This window comes from Curtobacterium sp. PhB25, from assembly GCF_004365375.1.
GTDB lineage: Bacteria > Actinomycetota > Actinomycetes > Actinomycetales > Microbacteriaceae > Curtobacterium.
The window spans coordinates 15698-28660 of the sequence record NZ_SODR01000016.1; the positions used below are offsets into that span (position 1 = coordinate 15698).

The 12963-nt window shown below is 68.3% G+C and carries 13 protein-coding genes; 3 read left to right on the forward strand and 10 right to left on the reverse strand.

Translation table 11 applies throughout. The features are described from left to right. Nucleotides 1–53: 53 nt before the first annotated feature. The 9 genes from EDF51_RS19105 to EDF51_RS19145 all read right to left on the reverse strand — a co-directional run bounded on the left by EDF51_RS19105 (nucleotide 54) and on the right by EDF51_RS19145 (nucleotide 8211). Nucleotides 54–695: a DNA alkylation repair protein gene (locus EDF51_RS19105; RefSeq protein ID WP_134196150.1), complete on the reverse strand. Its 642-nt coding sequence runs from the start codon at nucleotides 693–695 to the stop codon at nucleotides 54–56. Then, a complete protein-coding gene (locus EDF51_RS19110) occupies nucleotides 692–1396 on the reverse strand; it encodes a sulfite exporter TauE/SafE family protein (RefSeq protein ID WP_243837169.1) in 705 nt (234 codons plus the stop codon). Before EDF51_RS19110 ends, EDF51_RS19105 begins: the two co-directional genes overlap by 4 nt. 116 nt (nucleotides 1397–1512) lie before the next feature. After that, a complete protein-coding gene (locus EDF51_RS19115) occupies nucleotides 1513–3156 on the reverse strand; it encodes a DUF6119 family protein (RefSeq protein WP_134196152.1) in 1644 nt (547 codons plus the stop codon). Nucleotide 3157: 1 nt separating this feature from the next. Beyond that, a complete protein-coding gene (locus tag EDF51_RS19120; RefSeq protein WP_134196154.1) occupies nucleotides 3158–4261 on the reverse strand; it encodes a type I restriction endonuclease in 1104 nt (367 codons plus the stop codon). Nucleotides 4262–4485: 224 nt separating this feature from the next. Continuing rightward, on the reverse strand, nucleotides 4486–4887 hold the full coding sequence (locus EDF51_RS19125; RefSeq protein ID WP_131922760.1) for a helix-turn-helix domain-containing protein: 402 nt from the start codon (nucleotides 4885–4887) through the stop codon (nucleotides 4486–4488). 271 nt (nucleotides 4888–5158) lie between these two features. Continuing rightward, nucleotides 5159–6355, reverse strand: a complete 1197-nt coding sequence (locus tag EDF51_RS20480) for a peptidoglycan DD-metalloendopeptidase family protein (RefSeq protein ID WP_134196156.1) — start codon at nucleotides 6353–6355, stop codon at nucleotides 5159–5161. A gap of 123 nt (nucleotides 6356–6478) precedes the next feature. After that, nucleotides 6479–6955: an SRPBCC domain-containing protein gene (locus EDF51_RS19135; RefSeq protein WP_134196158.1), complete on the reverse strand. Its 477-nt coding sequence runs from the start codon at nucleotides 6953–6955 to the stop codon at nucleotides 6479–6481. After that, nucleotides 6952–7377, reverse strand: coding sequence for a metalloregulator ArsR/SmtB family transcription factor (locus tag EDF51_RS19140; RefSeq protein ID WP_134196160.1), 426 nt, complete (start codon nucleotides 7375–7377; stop codon nucleotides 6952–6954). The genes EDF51_RS19135 and EDF51_RS19140 overlap by 4 nt, the downstream gene beginning before the upstream one ends. A 78-nt stretch (nucleotides 7378–7455) precedes the next feature. Beyond that, a complete protein-coding gene (locus EDF51_RS19145; protein WP_134196162.1) occupies nucleotides 7456–8211 on the reverse strand; it encodes a helix-turn-helix transcriptional regulator in 756 nt (251 codons plus the stop codon). Nucleotides 8212–8287: 76 nt separating this feature from the next. Between EDF51_RS19145 and EDF51_RS19150 the strand changes: the two genes are divergently transcribed. Together EDF51_RS19150 and EDF51_RS19155 are read left to right on the forward strand one after the other, a co-directional pair. After that, nucleotides 8288–9106 carry a sulfite exporter TauE/SafE family protein gene (locus EDF51_RS19150; RefSeq protein WP_134196165.1) on the forward strand — a complete coding sequence of 273 codons (819 nt, stop codon included), beginning with the start codon at nucleotides 8288–8290 and terminating at the stop codon, nucleotides 9104–9106. 104 nt (nucleotides 9107–9210) lie between these two features. Beyond that, nucleotides 9211–11031, forward strand: coding sequence for a gamma-glutamyltransferase (locus tag EDF51_RS19155; RefSeq protein ID WP_208321875.1), 1821 nt, complete (start codon nucleotides 9211–9213; stop codon nucleotides 11029–11031). Nucleotides 11032–11155: 124 nt separating this feature from the next. Here EDF51_RS19155 and EDF51_RS19160 read toward each other — a convergent pair whose 3' ends face one another. Next, nucleotides 11156–12199, reverse strand: coding sequence for an NAD(P)-dependent alcohol dehydrogenase (locus tag EDF51_RS19160; RefSeq protein WP_131844832.1), 1044 nt, complete (start codon nucleotides 12197–12199; stop codon nucleotides 11156–11158). Nucleotides 12200–12375: 176 nt separating this feature from the next. On the opposite strand from EDF51_RS19160, the gene EDF51_RS19165 reads away from it, so the two are divergent. Next, nucleotides 12376–12816: an OsmC family protein gene (locus EDF51_RS19165; protein WP_131881896.1), complete on the forward strand. Its 441-nt coding sequence runs from the start codon at nucleotides 12376–12378 to the stop codon at nucleotides 12814–12816. Nucleotides 12817–12963: the final 147 nt, after the last annotated feature.

A 12963-nucleotide genomic window follows, 5' to 3' on the forward strand; every position in this document is an offset into this window, starting at 1 on the left:
ACCACATGGTCGGTAGAGCCGACTGCACAGTTGGTTGCCAGCGTCGTTCGCACTCAGGCCCGCAGGCGGTCGCGATCCGCCGGCGGCAGGTGCTCGGTCGCCGTGTGACGCGCCGCAGGCGTCAAGAACCGTCCGCTCTTCTCGAGGAACGCCACGAGCGCCGGCTCCGACGCGCGCTTGCCCGTCTCGCGCAGGACCCACCCCAGCGCCGACTGCACGGTGTCGCTCCGCTCCCGCACCAGGCGTCCAGCGATCCCGAGTGGTACCTCGGCGTCACCCTGCTTCGCGAACGCCAGCGTCGCCACGATCGCGATCCGACGCACCATCGCCACGTCGGACTTCACGAGCGCGAACAGTGGGCCAGTCGAGCCGCCCACGAGCGGCGCACCGACGAGCTCCTCGGCTGCCAGGTCGACCAGCGCCGGGTCGTCGAACCGCTCGGCCTTCGCTGCCGACAGGTACTCGTCGGTCAGCTCCGGATCGGGGTGCTCGCGCATCGCCTGCACCAGGAGCAGCACGGCGATGAGCTTCGCGCCGTCGTCGTCGCTCCACAGCAGCGCGGAGCGCTCGCCGTCGTCGAGGCCTTCGAACCGCCGTGCGACTCGGCGCGCTGCTGCGACATCCCCGCTGGTGCGCGCGAAGGCGACGAGCACGGCCTCCGCGTCGGCCCCGCTCCCACCCGGGAGACCCGTCATGTGACCTCCCCGTCGGTCGCGCCGTTCCGTGGTGCCGTCCGACGTCCGCGGCTGAGCACGATGACCGCCACCACCACCAGGAACGCGGCGAACAACCACGTGCCGACCTGCGGGTCGACGAGGCGAGCCAGCCACGCAGCCGCCGGCGAGCACACCGCGGCCGTGACACCGACCGTCAGCCCGACGCGTAGGTCGACCACCCGCCGCCGGAGATTCGCGACCGTTCCCGACACCGACGTCGGCACCATCGTGAGCAACGACGTGCCCTTGGCGAGCAGGTCGCCGGCTCCGAGCACGACCTCGAGGCCCGGCACGATGACGACTCCACCGCCGACCCCGACCAGCCCGGACAGCACACCCGACAGCAGCCCGATCAGCAGGAGCACGATCGCCTCGACGACGCCGAAGTGCACCTCGCCACTACGGCTCGGCACCGTCGTGAACAGGGACACCAGCACGACGGCGATGAACCCGACGAAGATCCACGGTAGGACTCGGAGCGGCAGGCCTCGGAGCAGCCGCGCACCGATCGGGGCGCCGATGACGCTGCCGATCGCGAGGGTCAGGGCGGCGAGCCAGTGCACCTCACCTTGGGCGGCGTAGGTGATCGCACCGACGACGGCCGCGGGGGCGATCGCCACGAGCGACGTGGCCGAAGCACGGCGCTGGTCCATCTGCGCCACGGCCATCAGCGCCGGCACCACGATGACCCCACCGCCGACACCGAACAGCCCGGACAGGACCCCGCGAGGACCCCGATCGCCACCAACACGAGCCCCGTTCCGCCGCGCTTCCTCATCCCCCGGAGGCTACCTCGTCACTCGAAGCGCACTCCACCGCGGGACTTGGCGTTACGGGTTCGAATCTTCTTCTCTTTGGGAGGAACCACCATTTCGATCCGCGCTAGTGCAACCTTCAGACCCGCACTTGTCACGACTCGTAAAGCATTTGCCAACAGGACTTTTGTGAAGAAGTAAAGCGATTCATGGAGCGGCCCCTCGCGTTCAGTCGCGATTGCGAGCACGTACTCCGCTTGGTCGCGTCGCAGTAGAGGCTCGTCCGCCCCATGCATTTTCGTCCAAGCATCTCGAAGCATTGCAACATGCGGCTCACTTCCCCAGAGGCTCGCTGACACAGTAGCTTGAGCGACTAGGTGGGATAGGGCCGGGGAGTTGCTCGCGGTTTTGATGCAAAGCAACTTGCCGTCGTCGGTCAGAACGTCGGCAACTTCGATTTTATTGTTCATTCCATAACGAGCAAGCTTCTTATCCAGCAAAATCCATCCCCGATCATCAGCGAGATCACGGTTGTAGACCTCCTCTCGATGATTACCAACCGCTCGGGATTGCAGAACAGCGACATCCCACACCGGGAGATTAAGCGGCCCACTTACTTCAGGTATTCGCGCTACCGCCTGCTCAACCTGCTTCACAAAGTCCGGGCTGATTTTGAACCAGTTCGCTGCGGTGACGAAGTAGCGATCTTCACCAAGTTCTACCTCTGCCACCACATACGCGAATAGAGGACGAATGCGGTCAACCAAATCGCCATCGATGTCCACCGCCGCGATCTTAACATCCTCAAGCCAGTTCAAACCAGCTGCTTCTTCATTGAGAAGCAGCAGAATTTCACGCGCATCGAGATCAGCGAACATCCACCGAGATCGGCGAATAATGAGCTCATAATGATGGAAGTTCTCCTCGTCCTTCGTGAAGGGATCCGGTGCCGCATAGGTCACTTCCCCAGCCTGCGCAAGACGCTTCAAAGCCGCCGTCAGGGCGGGTATCCGTTCATCTCCGCTTCCAAGTGGCTGCATCTGATCGAGGAACGGGAATTTCGTCTTGAATGCGTCCTTTTCGTAAGCGGCATGAATCTCGTCGATTTTGCCAGGCAGAGCGGACAATCTGAAGTCAGGAACAGTCAGGCGCAGCGAATCGCCTCCAACGAGAGTCGACGCGAACCCACCGTCCTCCGCGCGTCCGTTGATCTGCCGCATCCAGTCATCGTCAACTTCGATATCGAGGTCGCCGAACTCACCATCCTTCGGTAGGACTGTGCGTTGATCGCGCGAATTAGTAGCAATTCCTCGGGTCTGCGCGCCTCGGATTTTGCCTGTTGCGATCACGTTTGCCGCAACACGTAGGCCAAACCCTTGCTCAATGTGGACAGACTCGATGACCTGGAACCCGATGCCGAACGTGACTGCAAATACTCGCGAAGACCTCTCGATAAGAATCACGACGCCAGCGGATTGCTGATCATCAACCAAGGACATGACGTCGAAGACGTCCTGCACCTCCCCAGCCCAACCCGGGGGCTTCTCCTTTCCTTTCACCAGAATGGCACGAGCTCCGGTGAGGCCTGACCCCACCGGCTTCAAATCGATCGGCGTCGCTGTCGAGCGGAAAACGTCATCCTGCAGCTGAATATCGACTCTCAGGAGTTGTACCGTCAGCTTCATTTTACTTGCCTTCCTTATGGCGCGAAACGGCAACTCGGATGGCTGCAGCGTGGAGGTAGATGTCGTCGAGGTTCTCGATCGGGTGCTTCGTCTCGACCTTGGCCTCGTCGAAGAGCCCGAGGTACTTCTGCTTCTTGCCGTTGAACCACAGGCGGGCGATCGGCTTGCGGTTGTTGTCGTCGAGCAGCACCGCGAAGTACGACTTCTGGTCACGGTGCGCGATGCGATCCGGCTTGACCTCACTGCAGGCGATGGCCTTGACGATCTGGTAACCCTCGAGTTCTTCGAGCGTCGTCTCGATCTCGGTGTCGCGGTCGAGGTCATCCTCCGCCACAGCCGCGCTGGTGACCGTCTCCGCCGGCACCTCTGCGCCGATGGGCGCGCTGTACGAGGCGCCGAGGGCCGTCTTCAAGCGGTCGTTGACCTGCTCGTTGAGGAACTGCTTCGAGGCCTTCGCGACGAGCGCCGTGAACTGCGTCCGCGCCTCCTGCGTGAAACGCCCGTCGTAGACACGTGACGTGAAGAGACGCACGAAGTCTTCTTCCGGCTCGCGGAACTGCGCGGCGATCGCCCGCTTGATCGAGCCGACGTACTTGAGTTCCTCCGCAGCGCTGATGACGGAGTCCAGGTCGAAGACGTCCTTCGTGAGCTTGCTCAGCTCGGGAAGGAGGGTCTCGTCGATGTCGGCGAGGTCCAACACCAGGAACGGGCGATCGTCCATCTTGTTGGGCGCATCGAGGTCCGTATAGAAGTTGTAGACCTCGCCGTTCGTCAGGACCGCGATCCGGGCGTTCGTGACCGAGAAGTAGCGAAACAGCTGCGAAGCATGCTCGATCTTCAGCGGCTCGGTCGACTTCTTGCACTCGATGAGGATCTGCACCTCGCCGTCGCGCATGATCGCGTAGTCGACCTTCTCGCCGCGCTTCACCCCGACGTCGGCCGTGAACTCGGGCACGACCTCCAACGGATTGAAGACGTCGTACCCGAGGATCGTCGAGATGAACGGCATGACGAAGGCGTTCTTTGTCGCCTCTTCGGTCTGGATGGCCTCGCGCTGGTTCTGCACCTTGGTCGCCAGCGCAGCGAAGCGTTCTTCGAACTCCATTGTTTCTCCCCTGTGATCGATCCAACGCTAGTTGACGACCTGTCATCAATCGATGGTTCACCGACCCCACTTCGTGGGTGGTGAGCCCGTCGCGGCATGCGAAACATCAGCATTGCACACGACTGGACCCACTACGCTAGGACCGCACCCCGGATGTCTCGACTACCGGGCGCGAGGCCCCACTTCGGTGGGGCCTCTGTACTTCCCAGGCGGATCGCTGAGAATCAGGAGGCCGCGAGCGCCACAGGTTCACCCTCGCGCACGAGCTGGTGCACCCGTTGGTACGAGACCCCCAGCACGACCGCGATGTCGCGCAGCGTCATGCCGTCGTCCTTGAGCGAGATCGCGATGGCCCGCCGAAGCGACAGCGCCCTCGCTTCCTTGACCTCGGCCTCGGCGCGGAGTGCGACAGCTTCGTCGAGCGACCGGGCGAGCGCCGGTTCGAGTTCCACTCGGATGACGACCACGACCTCGTCTTGGTCGACCTCGGCGACGAACGCGATTGCCTCACGCTGGGCATCAGCAGCGAGGTCGAGCCGGCGGACCTGTGAGATCGCGCCGGGGAACTGATCGTTTTGCACGATCCACCAGTTGCCCTCACGATGTGCACGTGACGTGTAGGTCATCGCCACCGCCCCTTTCCGAGCTCCTGCTCGTACTGCTTGAAGAACGCACGAGCCGTGCCGTCTGCGATCTCGGAGTGCCGACCGATCGTGCTCCGCTCTAAAACCCAGGTCTAGGGCGCTTGATCGTTCGGGTCAAGCAACATATACGAAGCGGCATGAGTTGCGATGCCGGGTGCGGGGCGCCCGCACTTCGTGAGCAGCAATGGTCGGGTGCCCGAAGGCGACCCGACCATTTCTGCTCACGAAGCGGTACGCCGCCGGCGCTCCCGGATCAGCGGAAGTGCATGTTCTTCAACGGGTCGACGAGCGTGCCGTTGCGCCGCGTCTCGACGTGCACGTGCGGGCCGGTCGACTGCCCGGTGTTGCCGGACTTCGCGATCTCGGTACCGAGCTTCACGATCTGGCCCTTCTTCACCTCGATCTTGCTGAGGTGGGCGGTGAGCACCGCGGTCATGCCGTAGGTCACGACGATGTAGTTGCCGTACGAGGCGTCGTTCGCCACGGTCTTGGTCACCTCGCCGGTGCCGGAGCCGTACACCGGGGTGCCGACGGGCACGGGCGCGTCGGTGCCCTGGTGGTAGCGCGGGACGTGTCCGGCGCCACGGTCGTCGCCGTACTTGCCGGTGATCTTCGTCCCGTTGACGGGCCATGCCAGTCCGGTGACGGGTCGGCTCGACCAGACGCGGGTGTCCTTGGCCCCGTAGAGCACGACGTTGCCGTCGACCTGCACGAGCAGGTTGCCGGAGCCGGCCGTGCCGGTGCGCGAGGTCCAGAGCGCGACCTTCTTGCGCGATGCGTCACGGGTCCAGATGACGAAATTGCCCTTGGGCTGCAGTTCGGCCCAGGCGCCGGGGTGGCCGCCGGTCCGCGACTGCCAGACGACGCGGCCGCTGACCTTCTGCACCAGGTTGCCGTCGGTGCGCATGTTGAGGATGCGCGTGTTCGTGGTGTCGGAGCGCAGCACGGTGCCGCCGAGGAGCGTGTTCCCCGAGGCGACCCGGTCCTGGTAGGTGGTCCAGTTCACGACGACGGACCTGCCGGCGAGCAGCGCCATGGTGCCGTCGGCGCGGATCTTCAGCGCCGTCGAGTTCACGGTGCCGGCCGAGGCCCAGCGGGCCAGTCGCTTGCCGTTCTTGGTGATGTCGAGGGCACGGTTCTTGCCGACGACCGCGATCGCACCGGGGGAACCGGCGGTGTTCGAGGCCCACAGCACGCGGTTCCCGATGCCGTACTCGACGAGGTTGCCGTCGCCCTGCATGATGAGCTTGAACTGGCCGTTCGGCGACGTCACCTGGTCGCCGGGGTTGATCTTCGTGCCGGCGGGTGCCGATCCAACCCACACCGCCGATGCTGCGGCGGGTTCAGCGGTCGCGACGAGGGCACCGGCCGCGAGGGCCAGCACCGTGAGGGCGCCGGCGAAGCGTGGGAGTCGGCGCGCACGTGCGACGGTCGACGGAGTGGTGGTCATGGATCCCCTGACTCGGAACCGACCACGCCCCTGCGCGGTCGTTCGGCGCTCGCCCTGTACGAGTCACCGAACGATGTTCGCTTTTCTGCGCGGGGCGCACAACCCCTTGACAGGGGGGTGCGGCTACGGCTGCTGGAAGAACTCCTTCGGTGTCGCCAGCAGTGCTTCGAGCTTGTGGAACGACTGCGTCCAGCCGGCGATGTTCATGTCGCGCATGAACTCGGGGAAGGGTCCCTGCGTCAGGGTGACGATCGTGCCGTTGCCGTCCTCGGCGAACTCGAGCGTCAGGGACAGCGCGGTGCCGTCCTCGACCCCCGGGATGCCGTGCGCGGTGGAGGTGCCGACGATGATCCGGTTCTCCTCGATCTGCTCGAGGGTCGAGGTGACGGGCGACGACCACTCGGCGTTGTCGTTGCTGACCATCGTGAGGTTCCAGGCGCCACCGACCCGCGCGTCGACCTCGACGGTGGCGACGGGGACGTGGAAGCCGAGGGGCCCGAACCAGAGCGCGAGCAGCGCCGGGTCGACGAACGCTCGGTAGACGTCGGCGACGGGGTGGGCGAAGCGGTGGGTGGCGTGGGCGGTGAACTGTTCGGTCATGACTGCTCCTGCGGATCGACGGTGAAGGCGGAACTGGCGGAACTGGCGGAACTGGTGGAACTGGCGGGTGGGGCGGTGGACGGGCTGCCCACCGGGGCGGGCGTGCGCTGGGCGGCGAGCAGGGCCTCCAGGCGGTCGAACCGGCGGTCCCAGTCGGGACGCAACCGGCCCAGCCAGGCGCCGAGCTCGTCGACGGCCTCGGGCCGAAGACGGCACGTGCGCCACGTGCCGTGCCGCTCGCGCGTGATGAGGCCGGCGCGTTCGAGCACGCCGAGGTGCCGCGAGATCGCCGGAGCGCTGACGTCGAACGGCTCCGACAGCTCGGAGACGGTCGCCTCACCCTTGCCGAGCCGTTCGACGATGCGCCGTCGGATCGGGTCGGCGAGCGCCGACAGGACGACGTCGGTGTGGTCGGGATCCATCGTCGCCTCCTCGGTGAACCAACCGGTTAATTAACCGATGCGTTCAGTATGCGCGCCCTTCCGCGGGGGCGCAAGGCCTCACCGGAACCGGGACGGCGGAGCCCCGAACGCCTTCGAGAAGGCGGCGGTGAACGCCGCAGGGGTGGCGTAGCCGAGTCGGCCCGCCACCTCCGTCACGGTGCCGCGTCGCAGGGCCGGGAGGCTCGACAACAGTCGCGCACGCACCCGCCAGCTCGCGGGCCCCACCCCCGTGGCCGCACGGAAGTGGCGGTCGAGGGTGCGTTCCGAGACGGCCGCCGCACGCGCCCAGTCGGCGTTCGTCACGTGGACGTCGGGCTCGGCCAGGTACGCCCGACACAGGTCGCGCAGGACACCCCGTGGCGGCAGCGAGACGCTCAGCGGGATCGGTGCGACGCGCTGCAGCTCGTGCAGGGCGAGCCGGACGAGGGTGCCGTCCCGGCCGCCGTCGTCGTACGGCACGTCGAGCGCGTTGGCGGCGCGCAGCACCTCGCGCAGCAGGGGCCCGACCTCGACGACGGTGCACCGTGTCGGCCACCAGGGCACGGCGTCCGGCTCGACGTACAGGCTCCAGGTGCTGACGTCGAGCATCCGGACCTCGTGGGGCACCCCGGGCGGGATGAGCACGGCCCGGTCGGTCGGCACGGTCCACGAGCCGTCGTCGGTCTCGACGAGCATGACGCCGCTCGCTCCGTAGAGCAGCTGCGCCCGTCGGTGCTCGTGCCGGGCGAGCAGGTGGCCCGGCGGGTAGTCGGTGCCGATCGGCAGGACGTCGAACGGCTGGTGGTCGAACTCGGAGACCGGGACGTTGCGCACACGTCGAGGCTAGGTCTCGAAGGAACGTGCCGCACACCCGATCGTCCGCCGTGGTGATCCCCGCTGGGATGGAGGCATGTCGTTCATCGTGCTCGTGGTCATCGGGGTCCTGGTCGGGGTCACCACCGTCCTGTTCGGGTTCGGCGGTGGCTTCGTCACCGTGCCGATCATCACCGTCGCCGACGCAGCCCTCGGTGGCGACGCCGTCCGGGTGGCCACGGCGACCTCAGCCCTCGTGATGCTCGTGAACGCCGCCGTGGCCACCGTCTCGGCCCGGCGCGGCGCACTCGCACCGCTCCGGGGCCGTTCGTCGCTGTTCGTCCTGCTCGGGGTCGGCGGCACGGTCGGGGTGCTCGCCGCACGAGAGGCACCGGACGCGCTCCTGCGCTGGGGCTTCGTCGTCTACCTCGGGGTCACGGTCGCCGACCTGCTCTTGCGCCCGGGCTTCCTGCGCAGCTCCGCGACGGATCGCGCGGTCGTGACCCGCGGCGGTGGACGCGACCACGGACCGACCCGTACCGGCGTCCCGACCGCCACGGGCCTCCCGATCGGTGCGGTCGCGGCGTTCCTCGGTGTCGGCGGCAGCGTGGTGACGGTCCCGATGCTGCGCCGGTCCGGTGCCACCATGACGGCGGCGACCACGCTGGCGAACCCCCTCACGCTGGCGATCACGCTGCCCGCAGCCGCGGTGACCATGCTGCTGCCGGCGGTCGTCCCGCACGCCGCCGGACTCGTCGGCGCCGTCGACATCCGGGCAGCCGTGGCCCTGCTGGTCGGCGCGATGCCGGTCATCGTGCTGCTCCGACGTCGCCCGCCGCACCTGCCCGAGGTCGTGCACGCCTGGGGGTACGTCGCACTGCTCGTCGCCGCGGGGATCGTCGTGGCCCTGGGCTGAGCGGCGAGCCCCGGGGAGAGGATGGGTGCATGCCGACGCCGAACCCCGCCTTCGTCCCGCCCGCTACGCAGACCTCGCGCCCGGACCTGCAGGGCACGTTCGGCATGGCGGCTGCGACGCACTGGATCGCGACCGCCACCGCGCAGTCGGTGCTCGAACGCGGCGGCAACGCCTTCGACGCAGCCGTCGCGGGCGCGTTCGTCCTGCACGTGGTCGAGCCGCACCTGAACGGCCCGGGCGGCGACCTGACGGCGGTGTTCGCGACGGCGTCGGACCCGACCCCGGTCGTGCTCGTCGGCCAGGGGCCGGCACCGGCCGGTGCGACGCCCGAGCACTACCGCGCCGAGGGCCTCGACCTCGTCCCCGGCTCCGGCGCGCTCGCCGCCACCGTCCCGGGTGCCGTCGACGCGTGGCTGCTGCTGCTCCGCGACCACGGCACGTGGGAGCTCGCCGACGTCCTGGCCCCGGCGATCGCGTACGCCCGTGACGGACACCCGGTCGCAGCAGGGGTGGTCCGGACGATCACCGCCGTGCAGGGCCTGTTCCGTGACCACTGGCCCACGTCCGCCACGCAGTGGCTGCCAGGAGGCACGGCGCCGGTCGCCGGGGACCTGGTGCGCAACGAGGCGCTGGCCACAGTGCTCGACCGGCTCCTCGACGCCGGTGACGGCTCCGGCAGCCGGACCGCCCGCATCGACGCCGCACGGAGCGAGTGGGCCGAGGGCTTCGTCGCCGGGGCGATCGACCGCTTCGTGCGGGAGCCCCACCGACACGCGTCGGGTAGCGACCACGCCGGGGTCATCCGTGCGTCGGACCTGGCTGCGTTCCGGGCGTCGTACGAGCCGGCGGCGACGGCGGAGTTCCGCGGCTGCACGATCGCGAAGACCGGGCCGTGGGGCCAGGGTCCGGCGCTCCTGCAGACCCTGCGACTGCTCGAACCGTTCGACGACGCACTGCTCGACCCGTCCACGTCGGTCGGCGCACACACCATCGTCGAGGCGCAGAAGCTCGCCATGGCCGACCGCGAGGCGTTCTACGGCGACGGCGACGTCCCGCTCGACGTGCTGCTGTCCGACGCGTACACGGACGAGCGGCGTGCGCTGATCGGCGAACGGGCCTCGGCCGAGCTGCGACCGGGCACGATCGCGGGCGTCGAGCGGACGATGCCGCCGGCCCGGACGGCGTACTCCGCCGGCGACGGCGCTGGTCTCGGTGAACCCACGGTGCAGGTCGCGCGGGACGCCGAGCGCGCGCCGGTCGCCGAGCGCGCGCCGGTCGCTCCCGTTGCCCCGGTCGAGGACCGCGGCGAGCCGTTCGTGGCCCCGGACGGCGAGACCCGGGGCGACACCTGCCACATCGACGTCGTGGACCGCTGGGGCAACATCGTCAGCGCGACGCCGTCCGGCGGCTGGCTGCAGTCGTCGCCGACGATCCCGGAGCTCGGGTTCTGCCTGGGCACCCGGCTGCAGATGACCTGGCTCGAACCGGGCACGGCGTCGACGCTCCGCCCCGGCGAGCGCCCGCGAACGACCCTGACGCCGACCCTGGTGCTCCGTGACGGCGTCCCCGTGGCCGCGGTCGGCTCACCCGGCGGCGACCAGCAGGACCAGTGGCAGCTGCTGTTCCTGCTGCGGTGGATCGTCGGCGGGTACACCCCGCAGCAGGCGATCGACGCCCCGGCGCTGCACACGACGTCGTTCCCGGGGTCGTTCTGGCCGCGCACGTGGGAGCCGGCGGGGCTCGTGGTCGAGGACCGCCTCGGCGACGACGTCATCGCGGAACTCGAGGCACGCGGTCACGTCGTGACCCGCGCCGGCGACTGGAGCCTCGGACGGTTGTCCTGCGTGACGCGGGACCCGGCGACGGGCGTGCTCGGCGCCGCCGCGAACCCACGCGGTGCCCAGGGCTACGCCGCCGGCCGCTGACCCGCGCTGGTTCCTTCCCAGGACACCCGCGCTGGAAAGCGGAATCGGGCGTACCTGGTCAGAACTTCCGACCAGGTACGCCCGATTCGACCAGCTACGCCGCGAGGCGCCCCGCGTCAGAGCGTCAGAGCGTCGGGACGACGACCGCGCGGCCCGACAGCTCGCCGGCCTCGAGCTTCCGGTAGGCCTCGAGTGCGTCGGACAGCGCGTACCGCTCCACGTCGGGGACGATCTGCCCGGCGCGGTACATCGCGACGACCTCGTGCAGGTCCTCGATCGTGCCCCAGTAGGTGTTCGTGATCGTCGACTCGTACGGCGTCGCGAAGAAGTTCCACTCGGTGGTACCGCCGGCGATCCCGACGACGGTGAACCGACCACCGACGGCCATGGACGCCTGAGCGACCTTGATGGTGGGCGTCGCTCCGACGAAGTCGAACGCGGCATCGACCCCGCGGCCGCCGGTGATCTCGCGGATCGCAGCGGCCTGGTCCGGCCCGCCGGGCACCGTGATCGCGCCACGGGCGGCAGCGCGGTCCATGGCGTCCTGCTTCATGTCGGTCGCGATCACCGTGGCGCCGGTGAGCGCGGTGAGGATCTGCACGGCGATCTGCCCGAGGCCGCCCAGACCGACGACCAGCGCGTACTTGCCCCCGCCTGCCAGGTTCGGCAGCGCGTTCTTGATCGCGTGGTACGGCGTGAGTGCGGCGTCACTGAGTGGTGCGGCAGCGATCGGGTCGGCATCGCCGAGCGGCACGAGGTTGCGAGCGGGAACGCTGACGTACTCCGCCATGCCGCCGTCCCTCCCGAGACCGATGCCCATGTACGGGTTCGTCGCGGCGTTCTCGCAGTAGGTGTCCTGCCCCTTCGAGCAGTACGAGCAGTGCCCGCAGCCGACCGGCCCGTAGACCAGGTAAGCGTCGCCCTCGGTGAACCCGGTCACGCCGTCACCGACGGACTCGACCCAGCCGGAGTTCTCGTGCCCGAGGACGAACGGGGGCTGCTGCGACCCCGGAGCACCGGCGGCGAACTCGCGGTACACCGCGACGTCCGAGTGGCACGCGCCGGCACCTGCGACCTTGAGGAGCACCTCCCCCGGACCCGGGGTGGGCTTCGGGACCTCCGTCAGGGACGGGAAGGTCTGGTACTGCTCGAACACGACGGCGCGCATGGTGGGTCTCCTTTGAACACCATCACGCTACACCTGTTGTTGTGGGCAACACCTGTCGCTCAGAACCGCGAAGCCTGCGTCTTCGCCGTGAGCCGGTTGCGAGAACGCGCGTTCTCCGCTTGACTCGGCTGCGACGGTCCCGCTCGGGTCCGATCCCCCACACGAAAGGAGCGGCCATGCCCACGCGCACCGCACGCACCGCCTGGAACGGCGGCCTCAACGACGGTTCCGGCCAGGTCGAACTCTCCAGCTCGAAGGTCGGCACCTACGACGTCTCGTTCCCGAAGCGCGCCGCTGACGAGGCCGGTGGCAGCACCAGCCCCGAGGAGCTCATCGCCGCCGCACACTCGGCCTGCTACGCCATGCAGTTCTCCGCAGTCCTCGGCGAGGCCGGTGGCACGGTCGAGGCCCTCGACGTCAAGGCCGACGTCTCGCTCGGCCCGGACTCGGCTGGCGGCTTCAAGCTCACCGGCATCGCCCTGACCGTGCACGGTGAGGTCACCGGCATCGACGAGGGGACCTTCCTGAAGGCCGCCGAGGACGCCAAGGCGACCTGCCCGGTCAGCAAGGCGCTCACCGGCGTCGAGATCACGCTCGACGCGACGTTCGAGCAGTAGTCGGGGCGCGTCCGAGACGCGACCCACCACCTGACGGGAGGCCCGGTGCCAGCTGTGAACTGGTCCCGGTTTGTTGGACCGTGAAGTCAGATTAGGCCGCGAGGGCGTGAGCTCGGTATTGAACCGGGCTCATGCCCTCGAGTCGTG

Bases quoted from the DNA above. Each gene is read 5' to 3' on its own strand.
- EDF51_RS19105 (WP_134196150.1), bottom strand. From the start codon at position 695: ATGACGGGTCTCCCGGGTGGGAGCGGGGCCGACGCGGAGGCCGTGCTC.
- EDF51_RS19140 (WP_134196160.1), bottom strand. From the start codon at position 7,377: ATGGATCCCGACCACACCGACGTCGTCCTGTCGGCGCTCGCCGACCCG.
- EDF51_RS19160 (WP_131844832.1), bottom strand. From the start codon at position 12,199: ATGCGCGCCGTCGTGTTCGAGCAGTACCAGACCTTCCCGTCCCTGACG.
- EDF51_RS20480 (WP_134196156.1), bottom strand. From the start codon at position 6,355: ATGACCACCACTCCGTCGACCGTCGCACGTGCGCGCCGACTCCCACGC.
- EDF51_RS19115 (WP_134196152.1), bottom strand. From the start codon at position 3,156: ATGAAGCTGACGGTACAACTCCTGAGAGTCGATATTCAGCTGCAGGAT.
- EDF51_RS19135 (WP_134196158.1), bottom strand. From the start codon at position 6,955: ATGACCGAACAGTTCACCGCCCACGCCACCCACCGCTTCGCCCACCCC.
- EDF51_RS19165 (WP_131881896.1), top strand. From the start codon at position 12,376: ATGCCCACGCGCACCGCACGCACCGCCTGGAACGGCGGCCTCAACGAC.
- EDF51_RS19150 (WP_134196165.1), top strand. From the start codon at position 8,288: ATGTCGTTCATCGTGCTCGTGGTCATCGGGGTCCTGGTCGGGGTCACC.
- EDF51_RS19155 (WP_208321875.1), top strand. From the start codon at position 9,211: ATGGCGGCTGCGACGCACTGGATCGCGACCGCCACCGCGCAGTCGGTG.
- EDF51_RS19125 (WP_131922760.1), bottom strand. From the start codon at position 4,887: ATGACCTACACGTCACGTGCACATCGTGAGGGCAACTGGTGGATCGTG.
- EDF51_RS19120 (WP_134196154.1), bottom strand. From the start codon at position 4,261: ATGGAGTTCGAAGAACGCTTCGCTGCGCTGGCGACCAAGGTGCAGAAC.